This is a genomic window from Curtobacterium sp. MCSS17_007, assembly GCF_003234175.2.
GTDB lineage: Bacteria > Actinomycetota > Actinomycetes > Actinomycetales > Microbacteriaceae > Curtobacterium.
In genome coordinates, this window is record NZ_CP126257.1 from 200,647 (window position 1) to 222,116 (window position 21,470).

General features: G+C 73.2%; 23 protein-coding genes. 10 read left to right on the plus strand and 13 right to left on the minus strand.

Features of this window, described 5'->3' with window-relative positions:
* Positions 1–20 precede the first annotated feature (20 nt).
* Genes DEJ22_RS01015 through aztB form a run of 3 tightly spaced genes read right to left on the minus strand, consistent with a single transcriptional unit; the run spans position 21 to position 3,021 of the window.
* On the minus strand, positions 21–920 hold the full coding sequence (locus DEJ22_RS01015; protein WP_111227997.1) for a metal ABC transporter substrate-binding protein: 900 nt from the start codon (positions 918–920) through the stop codon (positions 21–23).
* Entirely contained in the window at positions 920–2,110 is a 1,191-nt protein-coding gene (locus DEJ22_RS01020) for an ABC transporter (protein WP_111227998.1), read from the minus strand. Before DEJ22_RS01020 ends, DEJ22_RS01015 begins: the two co-directional genes overlap by 1 nt.
* A complete protein-coding gene (gene aztB, locus DEJ22_RS01025) occupies positions 2,107–3,021 on the minus strand; it encodes a zinc ABC transporter permease AztB (protein ID WP_111227999.1) in 915 nt (304 codons plus the stop codon). Before aztB ends, DEJ22_RS01020 begins: the two co-directional genes overlap by 4 nt.
* Positions 3,022–3,071: 50 nt before the next feature.
* Between aztB and DEJ22_RS01030 the strand changes: the two genes are divergently transcribed.
* A complete protein-coding gene (locus DEJ22_RS01030; RefSeq protein WP_258379703.1) occupies positions 3,072–3,731 on the plus strand; it encodes a metal ABC transporter ATP-binding protein in 660 nt (219 codons plus the stop codon).
* Between the two features lie 30 nt (positions 3,732–3,761).
* Here DEJ22_RS01030 and DEJ22_RS01035 read toward each other — a convergent pair whose 3' ends face one another.
* Positions 3,762–4,517 (minus strand): copper homeostasis protein CutC, encoded by a 756-nt coding sequence (locus tag DEJ22_RS01035; RefSeq protein ID WP_111228000.1) that lies wholly within the window; start codon positions 4,515–4,517, stop codon positions 3,762–3,764.
* A gap of 234 nt (positions 4,518–4,751) precedes the next feature.
* Here DEJ22_RS01035 and DEJ22_RS01040 point away from each other — a divergent pair, with 234 nt between their 5' ends.
* Entirely contained in the window at positions 4,752–5,483 is a 732-nt protein-coding gene (locus tag DEJ22_RS01040; protein ID WP_111228001.1) for a S1 family peptidase, read from the plus strand.
* Between the two features lie 192 nt (positions 5,484–5,675).
* A complete protein-coding gene (locus tag DEJ22_RS01045; protein WP_111228002.1) occupies positions 5,676–6,563 on the plus strand; it encodes an SDR family oxidoreductase in 888 nt (295 codons plus the stop codon).
* 126 nt (positions 6,564–6,689) lie between these two features.
* Here DEJ22_RS01045 and DEJ22_RS01050 read toward each other — a convergent pair whose 3' ends face one another.
* On the minus strand, positions 6,690–7,046 hold the full coding sequence (locus DEJ22_RS01050) for a VOC family protein (protein WP_111228003.1): 357 nt from the start codon (positions 7,044–7,046) through the stop codon (positions 6,690–6,692).
* A 121-nt stretch (positions 7,047–7,167) separates the two neighbouring features.
* On the opposite strand from DEJ22_RS01050, the gene DEJ22_RS01055 reads away from it, so the two are divergent.
* On the plus strand, positions 7,168–7,476 hold the full coding sequence (locus tag DEJ22_RS01055; protein WP_146241796.1) for a Dabb family protein: 309 nt from the start codon (positions 7,168–7,170) through the stop codon (positions 7,474–7,476).
* Positions 7,477–7,480: 4 nt separating this feature from the next.
* On the opposite strand, the gene DEJ22_RS01060 is transcribed toward DEJ22_RS01055, so the two are convergent.
* Complete coding sequence (locus tag DEJ22_RS01060; protein ID WP_111228052.1) at positions 7,481–7,978, minus strand: MarR family winged helix-turn-helix transcriptional regulator; 498 nt, start codon at positions 7,976–7,978, stop codon at positions 7,481–7,483.
* A gap of 116 nt (positions 7,979–8,094) precedes the next feature.
* On the opposite strand from DEJ22_RS01060, the gene DEJ22_RS01065 reads away from it, so the two are divergent.
* Positions 8,095–8,811, plus strand: a complete 717-nt coding sequence (locus tag DEJ22_RS01065) for a phosphatase PAP2 family protein (protein WP_181430957.1) — start codon at positions 8,095–8,097, stop codon at positions 8,809–8,811.
* A gap of 3 nt (positions 8,812–8,814) precedes the next feature.
* Here the strand turns inward: DEJ22_RS01065 and soxR are convergent, their stop codons facing one another.
* Entirely contained in the window at positions 8,815–9,366 is a 552-nt protein-coding gene (gene soxR, locus DEJ22_RS01070; protein WP_258379704.1) for a redox-sensitive transcriptional activator SoxR, read from the minus strand.
* Between the two features lie 176 nt (positions 9,367–9,542).
* Here soxR and DEJ22_RS01075 point away from each other — a divergent pair, with 176 nt between their 5' ends.
* The gene (locus tag DEJ22_RS01075; protein WP_111228006.1) at positions 9,543–10,781 is read left to right on the plus strand and encodes an MFS transporter; all 1,239 of its coding nucleotides are present in this window, start codon (positions 9,543–9,545) and stop codon (positions 10,779–10,781) included.
* Positions 10,782–10,824: 43 nt separating this feature from the next.
* Positions 10,825–11,862 carry an NAD-dependent epimerase/dehydratase family protein gene (locus DEJ22_RS01080; RefSeq protein ID WP_111228007.1) on the plus strand — a complete coding sequence of 346 codons (1,038 nt, stop codon included), beginning with the start codon at positions 10,825–10,827 and terminating at the stop codon, positions 11,860–11,862.
* A 30-nt stretch (positions 11,863–11,892) separates the two neighbouring features.
* Here the strand turns inward: DEJ22_RS01080 and mnhG are convergent, their stop codons facing one another.
* From mnhG to DEJ22_RS01110, 6 genes are read right to left on the minus strand one after another with little or no spacing between them, the layout of a single operon-like run.
* A complete protein-coding gene (mnhG, locus tag DEJ22_RS01085; RefSeq protein WP_111228008.1) occupies positions 11,893–12,249 on the minus strand; it encodes a monovalent cation/H(+) antiporter subunit G in 357 nt (118 codons plus the stop codon).
* A complete protein-coding gene (locus DEJ22_RS01090; RefSeq protein ID WP_258379705.1) occupies positions 12,246–12,587 on the minus strand; it encodes an MrpF/PhaF family protein in 342 nt (113 codons plus the stop codon). Before DEJ22_RS01090 ends, mnhG begins: the two co-directional genes overlap by 4 nt.
* On the minus strand, positions 12,584–13,165 hold the full coding sequence (locus DEJ22_RS01095) for a Na+/H+ antiporter subunit E (protein WP_111228009.1): 582 nt from the start codon (positions 13,163–13,165) through the stop codon (positions 12,584–12,586). The genes DEJ22_RS01090 and DEJ22_RS01095 overlap by 4 nt, the downstream gene beginning before the upstream one ends.
* Positions 13,158–14,852 carry a Na+/H+ antiporter subunit D gene (locus DEJ22_RS01100; protein WP_111228010.1) on the minus strand — a complete coding sequence of 565 codons (1,695 nt, stop codon included), beginning with the start codon at positions 14,850–14,852 and terminating at the stop codon, positions 13,158–13,160. Before DEJ22_RS01100 ends, DEJ22_RS01095 begins: the two co-directional genes overlap by 8 nt.
* Positions 14,849–15,307: a Na(+)/H(+) antiporter subunit C gene (locus DEJ22_RS01105; RefSeq protein WP_111228011.1), complete on the minus strand. Its 459-nt coding sequence runs from the start codon at positions 15,305–15,307 to the stop codon at positions 14,849–14,851. Before DEJ22_RS01105 ends, DEJ22_RS01100 begins: the two co-directional genes overlap by 4 nt.
* The gene (locus DEJ22_RS01110; protein WP_111228012.1) at positions 15,304–18,231 is read right to left on the minus strand and encodes a Na+/H+ antiporter subunit A; all 2,928 of its coding nucleotides are present in this window, start codon (positions 18,229–18,231) and stop codon (positions 15,304–15,306) included. The genes DEJ22_RS01105 and DEJ22_RS01110 overlap by 4 nt, the downstream gene beginning before the upstream one ends.
* Before the next feature lie 224 nt (positions 18,232–18,455).
* Here DEJ22_RS01110 and DEJ22_RS01115 point away from each other — a divergent pair, with 224 nt between their 5' ends.
* The 3 genes from DEJ22_RS01115 to rlmC are packed head-to-tail and all read left to right on the plus strand — an operon-like array spanning position 18,456 to position 21,147.
* Positions 18,456–19,076 (plus strand): DedA family protein, encoded by a 621-nt coding sequence (locus DEJ22_RS01115; RefSeq protein ID WP_111228013.1) that lies wholly within the window; start codon positions 18,456–18,458, stop codon positions 19,074–19,076.
* 36 nt (positions 19,077–19,112) lie between these two features.
* Positions 19,113–19,988 (plus strand): SMP-30/gluconolactonase/LRE family protein, encoded by an 876-nt coding sequence (locus DEJ22_RS01120; protein WP_349775153.1) that lies wholly within the window; start codon positions 19,113–19,115, stop codon positions 19,986–19,988.
* A gap of 7 nt (positions 19,989–19,995) precedes the next feature.
* Positions 19,996–21,147 (plus strand): 23S rRNA (uracil(747)-C(5))-methyltransferase RlmC, encoded by a 1,152-nt coding sequence (gene rlmC / locus DEJ22_RS01125; protein ID WP_111228014.1) that lies wholly within the window; start codon positions 19,996–19,998, stop codon positions 21,145–21,147.
* The last annotated feature ends 323 nt before the right edge of the window (positions 21,148–21,470 follow it).

Genomic DNA, 21,470 nt, shown 5'->3' on the forward strand with positions numbered 1-21,470 from the left:
TGTACTGATTCTCATTCTCATCAAGAAATCGACAGGCCGTCGACGATCGCCGACGTGTTCGACCGCATCATCCCGAGGTAGGTCGACGCGTCGCCGTCCTCGGTGAGCGACTCGGTGGCGAGCGAGCGGATCTCCACGTGCACGTCGACCTCGTCGGCCAGCACCTCGGCCAGGCGCGCGGGTTGCGACAGGTCGGCGAAGATCGTCGGGACGCCGGCCTCGTCGATCGCCGACGCGAGGTCGCGCAGGTCCGCCGCGCTCGGCGACGCCAGGGTGGTCCCGCTCGGGATGACGGCACCGACGACCCGGAAGCCGTACCGGTCCGCCAGGTACCCGAACACGTGGTGGTTCGTCACGAGGGCCCGTCGGTCCTCCGGGATCCCCTCGAACGCGTCGGACATGGCAGTGTCGAGCGCGGCCAGTTCGTCGAGGTACGCGTCCGTGCCGCTCGGCTCGACGCCGGCGTCGCGGAGTGCGCCGTCGAGCGCCTCGACGACGTCGACCATGCGCGCGGGGTCGGTCCACAGGTGCGGGTCCGGTCCACTGTCGTCCTCGGTCGTCCACTCGAGCGCCTCGACGTGGTCGCCGGCCGTGAACACCGGGACCCCGTCGGACGCCGCGGCCTCGACGTGCCGGGCGACGCCCTCCTCGAGCCCGAGCCCGTTCTCGACGACCAGGTCGGCGGCCCGGAGCCGGGCTGCCTCCTGCGCCGACACCTCGAACGAGTGCGGGTCCGCTCCCGGCGGCATGAGCACCATGACGTCCGCAGCGTCCCCGACCACCTCGGTCACGACGTCGCCGAGGATGTTCGTCGTCACGGCGACGAGCGGTCGGTCGGAGCCCGCCGACGAGCACCCCGCGGTGGCGGCGACGACCCCGACGGTGAGCGCGAGGGCGGCGGCGATCCGTGCGCGGCGCATCAGAGCCCCACCTCGGCGAAGGCGACCGGTGCTGCGGGCAGGTCGATCGACCGGGCGACGCGGGCGCCGTCCGCGAAGTCCACCTCGTGCACGCGCGCGCCGCTCGCGTCGGTCACGTACGCGCGCTGGGCGTCGAGCTGCAGGAGCGGCCGTCCGTCCGGGTCGACGAGGGGGTCGGTCGTGGCCACGGCGCCGGTGGACGCCGTCACCACGACGACCCGGCCCCGGTCGTCCACGGCGACGAGGTGCTCGTCCTCGTCGTCGACCGCCGTCACGGCACGCAGCGGCCGTTCGGTCTCGACCAGACGCCACGAGCGCTCGCGGCTGTCGAGCAGCCAGGCGCCGCGGTCACCGGCGAGCCCGGCGACGGTCGGCCGACCCGACCGGGCGGAGAACGCGGTCGGTCGATCGGCTCCGGCGGGGAGGGCGACGGTCGCGGCACCGCCGTCCGCGTCGACGACCACGGCGCCGTCCGCGCAGCCGACCACCGCGCCGGCCCGCGTGACGATGCCGCCGGCCGGGTCGGCGCACGCCTGCTGGGCGCCGGCGGGTGCACCGTCGGCGTCGAGCACGCGGACGCCGTCGGTGGTGCCGGCGACGAGCTGTTCGCCGAACGGCAGCAGGACGGTCGCGTCGACCCGTGCGGTCTCCTCGACGTCACCCTGCCCGAGCGCCGCCCGGTCCAGCGCGACGGCCTCGCCGCGGTCCGGCCAGGTGATGGTCGTCGTGGTCTCCGAGGAGTGCACCTCGACGGGGCCGCCGCCCCTGACGGTGCCGACGACCCGCGGCTCGGCCGCGTAGTAGTGCGTGTGGTCGCCGTGGTCGACCGTCCACGCGCCGCCGTCGACGATGGTCGTGCGCTCGCCGGTGCTCGTCACGAGGAACCGTCCGTCGGTCGCGGAGTGCTCCGGCGCGTCGATGCGGTCGAGCTCGGTGGTCTCGCCGCCGAGCAGGTCGTGGACCGCGGTCGCGCCGGTGGCGGACACGGCCAGGAGGCGTACCTGCGGCTCCTGGGCCTCGCTCGCCCCCTCGACGTAGCCGTGCGGCTTCGCGGTGGCGGTCGGGTCGTCGGCCGCCGGTCCCGAGGACCCGCCGGTCGAGCAGGCGGTCAGGCCGATCGCGAGGCCGGCGGCGATCGCCGCGGTGGTCAGGAGGCGCGCGGGGGCGCGCCGGGTGGTGGGCTCGTTCATGCTCCCTCTCGTGGTGCTGGTGCTGGTGCTGGTGCTGGTGCTTGTGCTTGTGCTCGTGGCTGGGCCGGGATGCGGACCGGACGCGGCTCACGGATGCGGCGCGGCACGAGGGCGGCGAGCCCCCGCGAGACGGGGACGGCGGCGACGGCGACCGCGGCGATGCTCGCGCCGGCGGCGGTCCCGGCGTGCCAGGAGACGAGCAGGCCCACGGCGACCGCGGAGGTGCCGACCACAGCGGCGAGGAGCATCGTCGAGCCGACCTGCCGGGTCCACGCCCGTGCGGCGGCGGCCGGTGCGAGCAGGAGCCCGACGACCAGGAGCGTGCCGACCGCCCGGTACGACGCGACGACGGCGAGCGTGACGAGCCCGACGAGGACGACCTCGGCCAGCCGGGGGCGGAGCCCGAGCGTCGCGGCCTTGCGCACGTCGAACGCCGCCGCGGTGAAGGGCCGGTGGAACGCGACGGCGAGCACGAGTGCGACGGCGACGGCGACGGCGAGCCCGCCGAGGTCCGCGCGGGTGACGGCGAGCACGTCGCCGAACAGGATCGCCGTCACGTCGGTGGCGAAGGACCGCGAGGACGACACGATGATGACCCCGAGCGCGAGCATCCCGACGAACAGCAGGCCGATCGAGGTGTCGTACGACAGCCGGGCGCGCCGTCGCAGCGCCCCGACGCCGAGCACCATCACGCCGGCGCTCACGGCGGCACCGAGCACCGCGGGGATCCCCGTCAGGGTGGCGACCGCGACGCCGGGGAGCATCCCGTGCGCCAGGGCCTCGCCGAGGAAGGCCATCCCGCGGACGAGTACCCACGTGCCGACGACCGCGCAGAGGACCGCCGCCAGTGCGCCGCCGGTGAGGGCGCGCAGCATGAAGTCGACGGAGAACGGGTCGGTCAGCCAGGTCACGGTCCGAGACGCTACATGAAAACGACTATCGATACTGATAGCGTGCTCAGGTGTCCTCCGCAGCCGCCGTGACCCCCACCACCGGGAGCTCCGCACCAGCGACCCCCGGTCTGCACGTCCGCGGACTCGTCGTCCGCCGTGGTGACCGGACCGTGCTCGACGGACTCGACGCGACGTTCCCCGCCGGGGCCGTCACCGCGCTGACCGGGGCCAACGGCTCCGGCAAGTCGACGCTGCTCGACGCGCTCGCCGGGGTGGTGGTCGTCGTCGGCGGGCAGGTGACGGGCCTCCCGTCCGAGGGTGTCGCGTACGTGACGCAGGCCGTCCCGCCCACCGCGCTGCCGCTCACCGTGCGCTCGACCGTGACCATGGGGCGGTGGCGGGACCGGGCCTGGTGGCGTCCCCTCGGGCGCGCCGATCGCGGGATCGTCGACGTGCAACTCGACCGGATGGGCATCACCGACCTCGCCGACCGCCCGCTCGACGAGCTGTCGGGCGGACAGCGGCAGCGCACCCTGGTCGCGCTCGGCCTGGCGCAACGCGCCCCGGTGCTGCTCGTGGACGAACCCACGGCCGGGGTCGACGAGGCGTCCGCGGCGCTCGTCACCGCGGCGCTCGCCGACGAGGCCGCCGCGGGCGTCGTCGTCGTGCACGCGGCGCACGACCCGGCGGTGATCGCCGCCGCCGACCGGGTGGTGGCACTCGACTGAGGTGGGGTCCGGCGGGCGCGCCCACGCGGATCAGGCCGCGGCGTCGAGTGCTGCCCGCGCGGCCGCCACCACGGCCCCGTCCGTGACGGTGTGCGCGGAACCGTCGTCGCCGCTGCCCATCGGCACGCCGCCGTGGTTCCCCGCGGCGACCGGTCGCTTCGCCGACAGGTGCACCGCGGCGACCCCGGTCGCGACCAGTGCGGCGACGTCGCCCGGCCGGACACCCGCCCCGGCCATCACCTGCACCGGTCCGGCGGCGTCGACCATGCGGGCGATCGTGCTCGCGCCCGCCGAGGCGCTCGAGGCCCCGCCCGAGGTCAGCACCCGGGTGACGCCGAGATCGGCGAGCCGGGCGGCCGTCGCGACCGGGTCCACCGCGTGGTCGACGGCGCGGTGCAGCGTGACCTCGGCCCGCGCGGAGACCGAGCGCGCGGCGTCCACGAAGCGGCGGAGCGCGTCCTCGTCGAGCGACCGGTCCGGGCCCAGCGCGCCGACCACGACCCCCGCCGCGCCGGACCGCAGGACCGCGCGGACCTCGCGTTCCATGAGGGCGAGCTCGTCGGCGTCGTAGACGAAGTCACCGGGGCGGCACCGCACCAGCGCGTGCGCGGGGATGCCCGTCTCGTGGGTCGTCTCGACCAGGGCCTGCGAGGGCGTCAAGCCGCCGAGCTCGAGGCCGACGCAGAGCTCGACGCGGTCGGCGTCCGCGTCCCGGGCGACGCGTGCACCGGCAGCGGAGGTGACCGCGATCTCGAGCGCGACGGGGGTGGGTGGTGCAGGGGTCACGCGGCAGGCTCCTGGGGTTCGCGGGCGTCGTCGACGTCGTGCCACCGCGGGGACGCCGCGCGGCCGGACTCCCGATGCTAACCGCCGTCGTCCTGCCGTCGTCGTGCCGACGGTGGGGCCCCGGTGTCCGTGCTGTCGGTGGAAGTGCGGACTGGTGGGGCCCCCGACCGGGGGTCAGGATGGCCTCCTGGTTGCATCCTGCAACGGAGCAGGATCGAAGAACGAGGAGTCAACATGAAGCACACCCTCGCAGCGGCGTTCGCCGCCGTGGCCGTCGTCGCCGGCGGCGTGTTCGCCGCCGCTCCCGCCTCTGCGCTGCCCGCCGGCACCGAGGTCGTCGGCGGCGAGAAGGCACCCACCACGACCTGGGCGGTCCAGCTCGAGGCGTCGGGCGGCACGATCCCGTCCGGCTACGTCAGCAACTGCACCGGCGAGCAGATCAACGCCTCGTGGGTGCTCACCGCGCGCCACTGCATCGACGGCATCGGCGCGATGAACGTCTACCACTCGAACTCCACCACGAACCGCGGCACCCCGGTCGCCGTCGACCGCGTGACCGCCGCCCCGGCCGGTGACATCGCGCTCGTGCACCTGCGCAGCACGTACACGCTCTCGACGTACGCGCCCCTCGACCTCGCCGCGACCGCGAAGTCGAGCGGCACCGGCGTCATCCAGGGCTACGGGCTCCGTGCGAACGCGCAGCAGTCGGACGGGCTCTACCAGGCGACGGTGTCGCTGACCGGGTCCACGCGCGACGCCTACAACGGCCGGGCGCAGCACGTGACCGGGGTCACCGGTGCGTCGAACCACGGCGACTCGGGCGGCCCGCTGCTCGTCAACGGCAAGGTCGTGGCCGTCTGCTCCACCGGGGACAGCGCGGACCCGGGTGCGAACACCACCGCCGGGTCGAACTACGCGCTGCTGTCGCAGTCGTCCTCGTGGATCCGCTCGACGGCGGGCGTCTGACCGTCGTGATCCGGTGACGGGCGGGAGGCTCCCCACCGGGCACGGCCCGGCAGCCGCTGGCGCGGCTGCCGGGAACCGGCCGGCGTGAGCCCAGGTGCGGGCCGACACCGTGCCTCCCGTCCCTCCCGTGCCGCGTCCGGGTGACAGCACCCACTGGGCCGACACGGAGCGGGCCACGAGCAGCATGGCCCCATGAGCCAGTACGAGAAGCGCGACCCGAACTCCCTCTACCCGAAGCCGCCGTTCCCGGAGCAGGAGCAGTCGCTGCCCGGTGCCGCGTACAAGATGGACCCGGAACCCGACCACGGCGAGCAGAGCTACGTCGGCAAGGATCGCCTGACGGGCTTCCGCGGCATCGTCACGGGCGCGGACTCGGGCATCGGCCGCGCAGCAGCGATCGCGCTCTCCCGCGAGGGTGCCGACCTCGTCCTCTCGTACCTGCCCGACGAGCAGGAGGACGCCGAGCAGGTCCGCGACCTGCTGGAGTCCGAGGGGCGCAAGGCGGTCCTCGTCCCCGGCGACATCTCGGACGAGCAGTACTGCAGGGACCTCGTGCAGAAGGCCGTCGACGAGCTCGGCGGACTCGACACCCTCGTCATGGTCGCCGGCCGCATGGACAGCAACGACGACATCCTCTCGCTGACCACCGAGCACTTCGACTCGACGTTCAAGACGAACATCTACTCGCTGTTCTGGCTGACCCAGGCGGCCGTGCCGCACCTCGAGCCCGGGTCGACGATCGTCACGACCGGCTCGATCCAGGCCGCCACCCCGTCGCCCGACAAGATCGACTACGCGATCTCGAAGAGCGCCGTGAAGACCTTCACCGAGGCCGTCGCCCAGCAGCTCGCCCCGAAGGGCATCCGCGTGAACTCGGTCGCTCCGGGGCCGGTGTGGACGCCCCTGCAGCCCGGCTCCGACGATGCCGAGACGGTGTCGCACTTCGGCGAGCAGTCGCCGTTCGGCCGTCCCGGTCAGCCCGCCGAGCTCGGTGCCGCGTACGTGCACCTGGTCAGCCCGGAGTCGAGCTACCAGTCCGGCTCGACGATCACGATCGCCGGCGGCACGCCCGCCTTCTAGACCGGCCGACGACGGACGGGCGCGCCCCGCTCAGCGGCGACGCGAAGCGTTGTGCGGGGCGCGCCGACCGAGCCTGCGAGGGAGGCGCGTGGCGGGTCCGCCACGCGCCTCCCGTCCGTCCGGCCGTCAGCCCTGCGGCGGCGAGTACAGCTGCAGGTCGTTGCCCTCGCTGTCCTGGAAGGGGACGATCTTGCCCCACGGGTGCTCGCTGATCCCGCCGGCGAACTCGACGCCCTTCGACCGCAGGTCGGCCACCTCGTCCTCGATGTCGCCGTCCGGCTGGAACGACACGACCGCGCCGCCGCCGCTCGACGCACTCGCCGACTCGCGCCCGTTCAGCCCGATGCGCAGCCCGTTCGCGTCGATCTCGCTCCAGTCGTCGGACTCGCTCGCGACCTCGAGGCCGAGCGCGTCGCGGTAGAACGCGACCGCGCGCTGCATGTCACCGACCGGTACCCAGACCGCTGCCACTCCGCTTGCCATGGTGTTCCTCTCGTCGTGCCGTCTCGTACCCGGCCGACCGTAGGTCGCGTGGTTGGGTGCGGACACAGGCGGTGTGGTGTCCCAGCGCGCCGGTGCCAGTGTGGGCGACGACGACGGGAGCATGTCCATGGCAGGTGTGACGCACGTGGTGCTGGTGCAGTGGGACGGGGAGCAGGCCGGCGAACACGTCGGGCGGACGGACGAACTCTGCCGCGAGCACCTGCCCCGCATCGACGGGGTGGAGTCCGTGCACTCGGGGCCGAGCATCAGCACCGAGGGGCTCGAGGGCGGCTTCGACTGGATGCTCACGGTGCGCTTCCGCGACCGCGACGCACTCGCCGCCTACCTGCCGCACCCGGAGCACCGGCCGGTGGCCGAGCACATCGGCGCGGGCAGCAGCCGGGTGGTCGTCTTCGACGTCGAGGACTGACGACTCAGTCGCGCTTCCGTCGGGGCCGCGCCGACCGCGGCGGGATCGTGCGCATGTGGTCGCGCACCCGACCGAGCACGTCCGCGAGCGATGCGACGTCGTCCGGCGAGAGCGGTTCGAGGAAGAGCTGCCGGAGCACCTCGACGTGGCCGGGGAAGACGGCGCCGAGCACCTCACGCCCGGCGTCGGTCAGGGAGACGGTCGTGCTGCGCTCGTCGTCGACCGACGGCGACCGCCGGACCAGGCCGTCCCGCTCGAGCAGCCCCACCTGGTACGTCAGGCCACTCCTGCTGTGGACGATCCCGTCGGCGAGGTCGGTCATGCGCAGGCCGTCCTCCGGGGCGTCCCCGAGGGTCGCGAGCAGCTGGAACTGCACGTAGCTCAGGCCGCCGGCGTCCTTGAGCTGCTGCTCGACGGTGTGCCGGAGCAGGCTGCTGACCTCGATGAGCGAGAAGTACGCGCCGAGCTGGGCGGGGTCGAGGGGCGGTGCGGTGTCGGTCACCACCCCATGCTAGGTACTGCGAAGTCGAAGCACCGGACGTCGGGCCTGTGTGCTCTCCCATCTCCGGGCGGGTCGACGCCCCGGGCAGCCGGATGCGGCCCTGCGACGATGGACGGATGAGCACCGATCCCGAGCGCCGCCGCAGGAGGGCCGACGTCGTCGGCATCCTCGAGCCGAACCCGTACCCGCTGGCGACCGTCGCCGTCGCCGTGGGGACCGTCCTCGTGCTAACCGTGATCGGCTTCTTCCTCGGCTCCGTCGACATCGGGCTCGCGAAGGCGTTCAACACCCTGCACGTGGGCGTGGTCGGGGCCGTCGCCACCGCGGTGTACCACGTCATCAGCCCGGTCCCGGCGATCGCGATCACGTTCGTCGTCGCGGGGGTGATCTGGTGGCGGGCGCGCGACGTCCGACCGGCGCTGGCCTTCGGGATGACCATCGCGATCACCTGGCTGCCCTCCGCGGTCGTCAAGGAGATCGTCCACCGTGCTCGCCCGGACGTCGCCCTGCTGCCGCACCCGTTCCCCGTGCAGCCGGACCCCGGCTACCCCAGTGGGCACACGGTCTACATCACGGCGTTCGTCATCGCGCTCGTCTGGGTCGTCCGCGAGACCCGGTGGCACCGGACCGCGCGTGCCGCCGGGGTGGTGGCGATCGTGGTCGTCTTCCTCGCGGTCTCCGTCGACGCCGTGCACTACCCGACGGACGCCGCGGCGTCGATCCTCTGGGCCCTCGCCGTCGCCCCGGCGGCACGGGTGGTCTGGGTGGACTGGATCATGCACCGCATCCCGTTCCTGCGGCCGGGCGGCGCGGCCGTCCCGGTCCGGCGCTGACCGTCAGCCGTCGGGTCCCGCGGGGTCGTCCTCGATGGGGAGCAGCCGACGCGCACCGTGGCCGTCCGCGCCCATCGCGTCGCCGGGGTTGACCACCAGGCACGCGCCCAGCGACACGCAGCCGCAGCCGATGCACTGCGTCATCTCCTGCTGGAGCCGTTCGAGCTCGAGCTGACGGGCCCGGAGCCGCGCTCGCCACCGCTCGTTGAGGCGTTCCCAGTCACGCAGCGACGGCATGCGGTCGGCGGGCAGTGCGGCGAACTGCTCGGCGACCTCGGCGAGCGGGATGCCGAGCCGCTTGGCGACCTGGATGATGGCGATCCGACGCTCGACGTGCCGCGGGTACAACCGGGTGCCGCCCGTCGTGCGATCGGGGTGGATCAGGCCCTTGCGTTCCCAGAAGTGCAGGGCCGACGCGGCGACGCCCGTGCGCCGGACGACCTCGCCGATGGAGAGCAGGTCGGTCGGCCTCGGCCGAGGGTCGGTCTGCGTCGGTTCGGCCTCCGCGGGATCGACCGCCACGGGTTCGACCGCCGCTGGCTCGATCTGGACCATGGTCGAGATCCTACGGCCGGGCCGGGTGCTCCCGTGTGCCGTCCGGCCACCCCTGCTACACTGGCGGGCAACATATCAAGCAGTGTGTAACTACCGGCCGTCGGCACCCGACGGACAACGGCGGCACCCGATGGGCCCGCTGCCCGATCAGGCCGGGCCCCAGAAGGCACACCCCCATGCTCCAACCACGACGCTCCGACGCGTCCCTCGTCTCCCTCGCCGGTCGCTGGTACTTCCCGATCGCGTTCGTCGCCCGTCTCCCCTTCGCGATGATGGTCGTCGGCGTCCTGACGCTCGTCGTCGCCTCCCGTGACTCCGTCGCCCTCGGCGGCATCAACTCCGCGTTCGTCGGCATCGGGTCGGCGCTGTTCGGGCCCCTCGTGGGTGCCGCCGCCGACCGGTTCGGCCAGCGCGCCGTGCTCGTCCCCGTCGGGCTCGCGAACGCCGTGCTGCTCGGTGTCCTGCCACTCGTCGTCGCGAGCACCGCACCCGACCTCGCGGTCCTCGCGATGTCGTTCTGCATCGGTGCCACGGCACCGCAGGTCGCGCCGATGTCCCGCACGCGACTCGTCGCGATCGTCCGACAGCGCATGTCGCCGGCCCGACGCGACAAGGTGTTCAGCGGGACCATGGCGTACGAGTCCGCCGCCGACGAGACCGTCTTCATCGTCGGTCCGTTCCTGGTCGGCCTGCTCGCCAGTGCGATCGCCCCGTGGGTCGCCGTCGCCGGTGCGTCCGCGCTGACCTTCGTGTTCGTCACCGCGTTCGCCCTGCACCCGACCGGTGCGCTCGTCGTCGGCGGTCCCGCGCAGGAGACCCGTGCGCCGGCCCGACAGCTCCTCCGCCCGCGCCTGCTCGTCGTGGTCGCGGGCATCCTCGGCATCGGCCTGTTCTTCGGGTCGACGCTGACCTCGTTGACGGCCTTCATGGAGCAGCACGGCGAGCCGTCCCAGGCCGGCCTCCTCTACGGCGTGATGGGGATCGGCTCCGCGGCCCTCGCCCTCGGGTCGGCCGCGTTCCCGCAGCGCTTCGGGGTCGCCTGGCGGTGGCTCGTGTTCGGTGTCGTGCTGCTCGGCGGCGCGCTCGCCTTCAGCCGGGCGGACTCGGTCGTGGCGGTCGCGCTCGTGCTCGGCGTGATGGGCATCGGCATCGGCCCGACCCTGGTCGCGCAGTACAGCCTCGGGTCGGACCGCTCGCCGGTCGGCCGCTCGGCGACGACCATGACGATCCTCGGCTCGGCGGTCATCGTCGGGCAGTCGATCGCGTCCGCCGTCGTCGGCGAGGTCGCCGAGCGTGCCGGCGCCGACACGGCGATGCTGTTCCCGGCGTTCGCCGCGGCGCTGGTGGTCGTCGCGGCCGTGGCCGACCTGCTGTTGGCTCGCCGCGGCACCGCGCAGGCGGCCGCGTCCGTCTGAGCCGACCGGTCTCGCGACGACGGGACGGTGCAGGCTGGTCGGCATGCGCATCCTCGTCCTCGGCGGTACCGCCTGGCTCGGTCGGACGTTCGTGCAGCAGGCGCTCGCCGCCGGCCACGACGTCGTCTGCGCCGCGCGCGGGTCCGGCGTCCCCGACGGCGCCCGCTCACTCGTCGTCGACCGTGACGACGAGGGAGCACTCACCGACGTCGCCGCCGAGCACTGGGACGCGGTCCTCGACGTCTCGCGGACGCCGGAGCACGTCCGGCGTGCCGCCCGTGACCTCGGACGGGCGACCGACCGCTTCCTCCTCGTGTCGACGGTGAGCGTCTACGCGTCGCACGCCGGACGCCAGGCAGCGGAGGACGCCCCCGTGCTCGCGCCGTCCGACGACCCGGCCGAGTACGGCGCCGCGAAGGTCGCCTGCGAGCACGCGGTCCTCGACGCCGTCGGGCCGGAGCGTGCCGTACTCGCCCGCGCCGGGTTGATCGGCGGTCCGGGCGACCACACCGGTCGCAGCGGCCACTGGCCGTGGCGCTTCGCCCGCGCGGCGGAGACCGGTGGCGCGGTGCTCGTCCCCGCGGCGGACGACGGGTCGCCGTCGACGCACCCGACCTCCGTCGTCGACGTCCGAGACCTCGCCGCGTGGCTCCTCCGGCAGGCCACCGCACGGGACGCGGCCGCGGCCAGCGGACCGGTGAACGTGACGGGGGAGGCGGTGCCGCTCGGAGCGCTCCTCGCGACGGCACGCGCGGTCGCCCTGCGGGCCACGACCGCGGAGCACACCGCGCAGGACGGCGTCCCGACGGTACCGGTGTCGGACGCGTGGCTCGCCGAGCACGACGTCGCCCCGTGGTCCGGACCCCGGTCGCTCCCGCTCTGGCTGCCGGACGCGGACTGGCAGGGCCTGTCCGACCGGTCGAACGCCAGGGCGCGTGCCACCGGACTCACGCTCCGTCCGCTCGCCGAGACGCTCGCGGACACCCTGCGCTGGGAGGCCGGACGACCGGAGCACCCGCACGGCGCCGGCCTGACCGACGTCGAGCACGACGCGCTCGTGTCGGCGGCCCGGCGGCGCTGAGCCCCGGCCGAGACCGCGCCCGCGCGGCGCTCAGTCCTCCGTGTCGTCCACCAGCAGGTCCTCGTGCCGGTAGTCGTTCGACCGCAGCCCCGCCCGCGCGATCATGTGCGTCGAGACCGGCACCAGGAACAGCTGGAACACCAGGATCGGCACGGCGACCCAGAACGCGGTCCACGTCCACACCGCCACGACCAGTGCCGCGAGTGCGAGCGCCAGGCCGAGCACCTGCGGCTTCGCCATGGCGTGCAGGCGGACGAGCGGGTCGGGGAAGCGCACGATCCCGATCGCCGCGCCGAGCGACAGCGCGGCACTGACCAGGAGCAGCGCCAGGGCGATCCACGCGCGGACGCCGGCGCCCTCGACGAAGGACTCGAGGATCTCGATCACGAACGTTCCTCCTCGACGGCGTGCTCCGGGGTCGTGGCGTCACGGCCCTCGTCCGACGGGTCGGACGACGGGGTGACGATCCGGGCGACCGCGATCGTCGCGAACACGCTCGTCGCCGCGATCACCACGAGCACGGGCACCCCGGTCAGGTCCTGCCGGACGACCATCGCGGCCGCGATCACGACGAGGGCCGTGGTCAGCACCATGTCGGAGCCGATCATGCGGTCGAGGATCGTCGGGCCCCGCACGATCCGACCGACGGCGAGGGCGAGCGTGGTCCCGAGCAACGCGAGGACGAGCACGATCCCGATCGCCATCACGACCACCGCGGCGCTCACCGGACCACCTCCGGCAGCGGCTCGGACAGCTCAGAGACGTCCTGTGCCGAGCCGACGGCTCGGATGACGAGCGCCTCGATGCGGTGCGCCTCGCGGGCGGCGTCCTCGACCTGCTCGATGCGCTCGGTGTCGAGCACGTGCAGCAGCAGCCGGCGGCGCGGCAGGTCGACGTCCGCCACGTAGGAACCGGGAACGAGGGAGATCGCCAGGGTGGCGAGGGTGAAGGTCATCTCGGACGTGGTGTGCATCTGCACGAGCACGATCGAGCTGCGCCGGACGCCACGGGGCCGCACGGCGACCCACGCCACCCGGAACGAGGCAGCGACCACGAGCCCCGCCCACACCACCAGGAACCACAGCAGTCGCGGCACCGACAGCCGCTTGGACAGGGGGACCGGCGGCAGCGGCAGGAGCTGCGTCACCAGGAGCGCGACGACCACGCCGCAGAGCAGGGTGAGCGGGGTCCACGACCCCCACAGGAGTGCCCACAGCACGGTCAGGCCGACGGCCAGCGGGACGTCGTACCGCCATGCGAGGGCTATCCGGCGGGCGTTCGAGATGCGGCGGGTGTCACTCAACGGTGCCTCCCAGGACGGCCTGCACGTAGCGGTCGGGCGACTCCAGCGACTCCGCGGCGCGGGTCGCGTAGCCGTAGAGCGGTCCGGCGACGACGGTCAGGGCGACCGATCCGAGCACCGCGACGGTCGTGACGGCGACGAGCATCCGGGGCAGCCGCGGACGCTCCGGCGCCTCGCCGACCGTGGCGGTCGAGCCGGTGGCCGGACGGGAGGCGCTGCTCGCGTGCGCCTCGTCGGTCACGGTGGTGGAGCCTCCCGGGTGGTAGGCCTCGCCCGTCTCCTCGGACACGGTCAGGGGCGCCGGTTCCGGCGACCGCAGGTCCGCGTGCGGCTCCGCGGTGGTGGCGTGCGGTGCGGCTGCCTCGGCAGCCGGACGCGGCCGCCAGAAGGCCGCGTCCCAGACGCGCATCAGCGCGTACAGGGTCAGGAGGCTCGTGACCACCCCGGCACCGACGGTCCCCCACGCCATCGGTGACCCGTCGATCGCCGCGGCGCGGAACAGGCCGAGCTTGCCGATGAAGCCGGAGAACGGCGGGATCCCGCCCAGGTTGAAGGCCGGCACCAGGTAGAGCGCGGCCAGCAGCGGCGCCGCCTTCAGCAGCCCACCGAGCGATCGGGTCGAGGTGGTCCCGCCGACCCGTTCCATCACGCCCGAGACCAGGAAGAGGGTGGTCTGCACGACGATGTGGTGCACCGTGTAGAAGACCGCGGCGGCGGTGCCGACGACGGACCCGAGCCCGACGCCCATCACCATGAAGCCGATGTGGCTGATGAGCGTGAAGGACAGCAGTCGCTTCACGTCCGTCTGCGACACCGCGCCGAGCACCCCGACGATCATCGTGAGCACCGCCACGACGAGCAGGATCGTGTTGAGCTGCGGCCGGGGGAAGATGATCGTCTCGAGGCGGATGATCGCGTAGATGCCGACCTTCGTGAGCAGGCCCGCGAAGACCGCGGTGACGGGCGCGGGGGCGGTCGGGTACGAGTCGGGCAGCCAGAACGCCAGGGGGAAGACGGCCGCCTTGATGCCGAACGCGATGAGCAGCATGGTGTGCAGGAGCAGCTGCACGTGTTCGGGCAGCCCGGCCACGCGCTCGGAGATCTGCGCGATGTTGACGGTGCCGGTCGCGCCGTAGACGAGCCCGATCGACGCGAGGAAGAGCGCCGACGCGATGAGGCTCGTGATGATGTACGTCGTGCCGGCGCGGACGCGCTGCTCGCTGCCACCGAGGGTGATGAGCACGTAGCTCGCCACGAGCAGCATCTCGAACGCGACGTAGAGGTTGAAGAGGTCGCCGGCCATGAAGGCGTCGAGCACGCCGGCCGCGAGCACCAGGTAGGTCGGGTAGAAGATCGTGACCGGGGCGTCCTCGTCGTCGGCGGCCAGCCCCTGGCCGATCGAGAAGAGCAGGACGAGCAGGAGCACGCTCGCGCTCACGGTCAGGAGCAGGGCGCTCAGCCGGTCGACCACGAGCGAGATGCCGTACGGGGCCTGCCAGCCGCCGACCTGGACCACGAACGTGCCGTGCTGGTCGACGAGCACCATGAGGGTGCCGGCCACGACGACGGCGATCGCGAGGACCGCCACGGTGATCGCGCGCTGCAACTCCTGGTGTCGCAGCAGTCCGAGCGCGACGGCGGCTCCGAGCAGCGGGACGAGGACGAGCAGGGGGACGAGCCAGGTCATCGGGTTGCCTCCTGGTCCGGCCGCGGGGCGCGCTCGTGGGGATCGTCGGCGTCCTCCGGGGCCTTCGGGTCGAAGTCGGCCTCGGGGTCCGCGTCGTCGTCGTCCTCGCGGTCGCGGCCGATCGCGGCGTCGGCTTCGTCGACCTCGACCTCGTCGGCGCGGGACAGCTTCCACGACCGGTGGATGAGCGCGAGCAGGAAGGCGCTCACGGCGAAGGTGATCACGATCGCGGTCAGGGCGAAGGCCTGCGGCAGCGGGTCGGTGATGCCCTCGGCGGACCCACCGATCGGCGGGTCGCCCGCGGCGCCGGACATGATGAGCAGGAGCAGGTTGAGCGCGTTCCCGAGCAGCAGGAAGCCGAGCAGCATGCGGGTGAGCGATCGTTCGAGCAGCAGGTAGACACCGCACGAGAACAGGACCGCCATCGCGATGACGAGGACCAGGGTGATGGTCATACGGCACTCCCTTCCGGGGTCGATGCGGCGGCGTTGTCGTGCGGGTCGTCCTCGGTGGTGTCCTGCACCCGGGCGCGGCTGTCCTCGAGGCGCTGCCGGTCCACCTCGGCACCGAGGCTCCTGAGCACGTCGAGCACGAGCCCGACCACCACCAGGTAGACGCCGACGTCGAAGAACGTCGCGGTGACGAACTCGACGTGCCCGAGGACGGGGACCGTCGCCTCGAAGAACTCGGAGTACAGCGCCTCCTTGCCGAAGAAGAGCGGCACGATCGCGGTGGTGGCAGCGGTCGCGACGCCGAGTCCGAGCAGGCGTCCGGCACGGACGGGAGCTGCGGCGCCGAGTTCGGCCGGGCCGCCGGCCAGGTAGCGGGCCGCGAGCGCGATGCCCGCGACCAGACCGCCCGCGAACCCGCCGCCCGCAGCGTTGTGCCCGGCGAACAGCAGGTAGAGCGACAGGACGATCAGCCCGTGGAAGAGCAGTCGGACGACCACGTCGAGCAGGGCCGAACGGCCGGTGGGGATCGACGCGCTCGTCGGCAGCCAGGCCCGCGGCTCGCCGTCGGGCCGGTGCTTGTCGCCCGCGACGCTCGCCGGCAGGTCGCGGAGGCGGGGGAGCGTGTCCTCGCGGGAGTTGACGAAGATGAGGCTCGCGACGCCCGTGGCGGCGGCGACGACGACCGTGAGTTCGCCGAGGGTGTCCCAGCCGCGCAGGTCGACGAGCGCCACGTTCACGACGTTGAGCCCGTGCCCGAAGGACTTCGTCAGGGCCGGGATGTCCGGCCAGATCGGCGCGCTGTTCCGGGCCGACGCGGCGACCACGACCACGATCGCCATCGTGGCACCCGCGAGCCCGGCGAAGAGCGCCCGCACGACCCGGAAGCGTGACGGGTTGGCCGTTGCGATGCGCGGTGGGAGCCGGCGGAGCACGAGGACGAAGGCGATGAGGGTGACCGTCTCGACGACGAGCTGGGTGAGCGCGAGGTCGACGGCGCCGTGCAGGACGAAGAGCACGGACATGCCGTACCCGGTGACCCCGACGAGCACCGCTGCGGCGAACCGGGTCTTCGCGGTGAGCACGGCGACCGCGGCGACGGCCATCACGACGACCACGGGTACCTGGCCCCACGAGTCGGCGAACCGCACGCGGAACTGCCACGGACCGCCGAGCACGAGGTTCGCGATCGCCCCGGCGACGAACACCGAGAGGATGACGGTCAGGTAGTAGGGGAGCGAACCGCGCTGCACCCCGGCGGTCAGCCCGGTCGCCAGGCGGTCGAGGCCGCGCATGGTCTTCCGGTAGGTGCCGGACGCGCTCGGTGAGCCGGCGAGCCGGTGCTGCAGGGCCTCGACCGGACGGCGCAGCAGGAACAGGGCGACACCGCCGACGAGGGTGATCGCCGACAGCCCGAGCGCCGGCTCGAGTCCGTGCCAGAGCGCCAGGTGCGGCACCTCGCCCTCGGGCAGCGCCGCCGCGGTCGCAGCGGGCTCGATGCCGTGCGCGACGACCGGGGTGAGCACGCCCAGCGCGAGGCCGGTGACCGCGAGCACCGACGGCACGACGCCGAGGCCGTGCAGCCCGTGCGCCTCGGTGTCCCGCACGCCGGGCTTCCGGGCGAAGGCGCCCCAGAGGAATCGGAGCGAGTAGGCCACGGTCAGCAGCGAGCCGACGGTGACACCCACGAGCGCGACCCACGCCCATCCCGCCTGCGGCCCGTGGAGCTCCTCGACGAAGCCGGTGAGCACGGCCTCCTTCGCGACGAACCCGATGGTCGGGGGGATCCCCGCCATCGACGCCAGGGCGAGGACGCTCACGACGACGAGCCAGGGCATCCGCCGCCCGAGTCCGCTCAGCTGTCGGAGGTCGCGGGTGCCGGTGGCGTGGTCGATCGCTCCGACGACCAGGAAGAGCGTCGACTTGAAGGTGGCGTGCGCCACGAGGAGGGCCACGCCGCCGAGTGCGACGGCCGGGGCGCCCCACCCGGCGGCGAGCACGAGGAAGCCGAGCTGGGCGACGGTGCCGTAGGCGAGCAGCAGCTTGACGTCGGTCTGCCGGAGCGCGCGGTACCCGCCGATGAGCATGCCGAGCACGCCGAGCACCGTGATCGTCTCGCGCCAGCCGGTCATGAGCGCGAACGCCGGGGCGAGGCGGGCGACGAGGTAGATGCCCGCCTTCACCATCGCAGCCGCGTGCAGGTAGGCGCTGACCGGGGTCGGCGCCGCCATCGCTGCGGGGAGCCAGAAGTGGAAGGGGACGATCGCGGACTTCGTCAGCGCGCCGAGCAGGACCAGGACGACCGCGACCGGGACGAGCGGACCCGGTCGGTCCACCAGCTCGGGGGCCCGCGCGATGATGCCCGACAGGCTCGTGGTGCCCGCGGTGACCGAGAGCGCGACGAGCCCGGCGAGCATCGCCAGGCCGCCGGCGGTCGTGACGACGAGCGCCTGCATCGCCGCGGCACGGCTGGCCCGCTTCGCCGCGTCCTGCCCGATGAGCAGGTAGGAGAAGACCGTCGTGGCCTCCCACAGGACGAAGAGCACGATGACGTCGTCCGCGACGACCAGTCCGTACATCGACCCGGCGAAGGCGGTGAGCACACCGGCGAACCGACCGAGACCGGGCTCGTCCGGCTCGAAGTACGACGCGCAGTAGACGAGCACGAGTGCCCCGACGACGGACACCACGAGGGCGAGCACCCACGACAGGGCGTCCATCCGCAGCGAGACGGCGAGGTCGAGCTGCGGGATCCACTGCCACCGGCTCGTCACCCCGCCGTGCAGGGCGGCGTCCGTCTGCACGATCGTCAGCACCGCGGCTGCTCCAGGGACGAGTGCGGCCAGGAAGAAGACCCGCCGGCCCATCAGGGGCGTCAGGGCGGGGACGATCAGGGCGACGATCGCGAACGCGACGAGGACGGAGACCATCGGGCACCTCCTCGGGGTCGGGCTGCAGTCCGGCTCACTGGGCCCTCACAGACTACGGAATGCGAGATGGCAAGTACCTGAGCGGCCGGACAGGTGCCCCGTTCGCAGGCCAGACTCCCTCCACTCTGCTCCGCGGTGGCGGGGCGCGTCCGCGGGGCACGGGCGGGCCGCCGACCTGGGATGATCGAGATCGGCGTGCCGCCCCGCGCCGGTGGAGGTGACCCGTGGACGCAGCGCAGGAGATGGTGCTCCAGCTCGTCGGCACGCCGTGGGCCTTCCTCGTGGTCGGCCTCGTGCTGGCTGTCGGCAGCGTCGCGGTGTTCCTGCCGAGCCAGGCGCTCGTCGTGGCGATCGGCACGCTCCTGGTGGGCGGTGACGGCGGGTTCCTGCCGGTGCTGGTCCTCGTGGTCGCGGCGACGATCGGCATGGTGCTCGGCGACGTGGCGCTCTGGCACCTGGCGCGGACGGTCGACCTCGGCTCGCGGTCGTGGTTCAGCCGGCCGAAGGTGAGGAAGGCGCGGGAGTCGATCGACGCCCGGTACCGGAAGGCCCCCGGGCGCATCGCCGTCCTCGGCCGCTTCATCCCGATGGGGCGGCTCACCACCAACCTGGTCGGTGCGGACAGCGGCCTCGACCTCCGACGCTTCCTCGTCACCTGCCTCGTCGCCGACGTCGTCTGGGCGGCGTACTGCGTCGGCATCGCCGCGGCCACCGGGAGCTGGAGCCGTGACCAGCCCTTCCTCGTGACGACGCTCGCGGTCGTGGCGTCGATCCTGCTCGGACTGGCGATCTCCGCGGTCGAGAAGGCCGTGCGGCGGCGGAGCGAGGCGACCGCGGCGGCCTGACGCCGTAGCGTGGGCACACCGTTCGAAGGAGCACCCGTGCCGAGCATCACCGACCTCGTCCCTGATCCGGCCGCGCTCGAGCGCATCGCCACGGGCAGCACGTGGGCCGAGGGGCCGTGCTGGATCCCGGCGACGCGATCGCTCCGGTGGTCGGACATCCCGGGCGACCGGATCCTCGAGTGGCACCAGGAGACCGGTGTGACGACCGTCTACGCGTCGGGCGTCGAGTTCACGAACGGCCGCACGCTGGACCGCGACGGGTCCGTCGTGCAGTGCTCGCACGGCCGGCGCCGGGTCGAGCGGGACCGGGGCGGCGTCGTCACCACGGTCGTCGACGGCTGGGCGGGCGGCCGGTTGAACTCGCCGAACGACGTCGTGGTCACACGGGACGGCTCCGTCTGGTTCACCGACCCGGCCTACGGCATCACGCAGCCGCGCGAGGGGCATCCGGGTGTGCGGGAGTACGGCGACCACTGGGTGTTCCGGTGCGGTCCGGACGGCGAGGACCTGCGCCCCGTCGTCCTCGACGTGGACGAACCGAACGGTCTCGCCTTCTCGCCCGACGAGCGGGTGCTCTACGTGGCGAGCTCCTCGACGGCGGAGCCGGTGATCCGCATGTACGACGTCGACGGGGGCCGCGTGAAGAACGGTCGGGTGTTCGCACGCCTCGGACCGGGTGAGGGCGTGCCGGACGGCATCCGCGTCGACGAGCACGGCGACGTCTGGTCCTCGACGCACCGCGGGGTGACGGTCTTCGCGCCCGACGGCACGCGCATCGGCGACGTCCCCGTGCCCGAGGTCGTCGCGAACCTCTGCTTCGGCGGCGACGACGGGACCACCCTGTTCGTCACCGCGACGACCTCGGTCCACCGCATCGCGACCACGACGCGGGACGCCGCTGCCGTATCCTGACCCGGCCATGCAGTGCGACTACTTCGACCGCGGGGTGTGCCGTTCCTGCACGCTCATGGGTCAGCCCTACGCCGACCAGGTGCTCGACAAGGAGATCCGCACCCGCGAGCTCCTGCACGACGCGGTCGAGGCGGTGGGCGGCCCCGGAGCGGTCGAGTGGCTGCCCGCGATCACCAGCCCCGAGTCCGGGTACCGGAACAAGGCGAAGATGGTCGTCGGTGGGACGGTGCAGCGGCCGACCGTCGGCATACTCGATCACCGGCAGCGCGGCGTCGACCTCCGGCACTGCGGCATCTGCACGCCGGGCATCCAGCGCGCGCTCCCGGTGCTGGCGGACTTCGTCGCCGACACCGGGCTCATCCCGTACGACGTCGCGAACCGCCGGGGCGAGCTGAAGTTCGTGCTCGTCACCGAGTCGCCCGACGGCGAGCTCATGGTGCGGTTCGTCCTGCGTTCCGAGGGGCAGCTGCCCCGGTTGCGGGAGCACCTCGGTGCCCTGCGTCGCGTGCTGCCCGAGGTCGTCGTCGTGACCGCGAACCTCCTGCCCGAGCACAAGGCCGTCACCGAGGGGGACCGCGAGGTCGTGCTCACCGAGCAGGAGACCCTGCCGATGCGCTTCGGCCGGGTCACGATGCACCTGCGCCCGCAGAGCTTCTTCCAGACGAACACCGCCGTCGCCGCCCAGCTCTACGACCAGGCGTCGACGTGGATCGACGAGGTCGCGCCCGCGTCGATGTGGGACCTGTACTGCGGCGTCGGCGGGTTCGCCCTGCACGCCGCCCGCCCCGGCCGCGCCGTCACCGGGATCGAGACGAGCCGCGAGGCCATCCGGTCCGCGAAGCAGTCCGCGCGTGAGGCCGGGCTGTCCGACCTCCGGTTCGCCGCGGACGACGCGACGGAGCACGCGCTCCGCACCCGCCCCGGGGCGTTGCCGGAGCTCGTGCTCGTGAACCCGCCGCGTCGGGGCATCGGCGAGGCGCTCGCGACGTGGCTCGAGGACTCGCCGATCGAGCACGTCGTCTACTCCAGCTGCAACCCGGTCACCCTCGCGAAGGACCTCGCGCGCATGCCGTCACTCCGCCTCCGGCGCGCGCGGCTGCTCGACATGTTCCCGCAGACCGGGCACCTCGAGGTCGTGACGCTGCTGTCCAGGCACTGATCAGGAGGCGACCAGGGGACGGACGGGAGGCTGTCGAGCAGCCCGCCCCGCGCCTCCCGTGAGCGGCATTGCCAGGGAATTGCCAAGGACACGTACCCGGGTACAGACGCATCGCCGTGCTCGCGCCGATCGGCGCGTACAGGATCACTGATGGGGGACATACCATCAGAGGGGCAGAACCATTGTCTCGGTTTGATAACAGTCACGAATTTCCTATGGTTGCCGACCAGGCGACGCCGGCACGAGTCCACTGCCCCCGGCGGAGCACCCCACAACGTGACCGCGATCGGTCGGGACGGGCAGTGGCGACCGGCTCCCGGTCC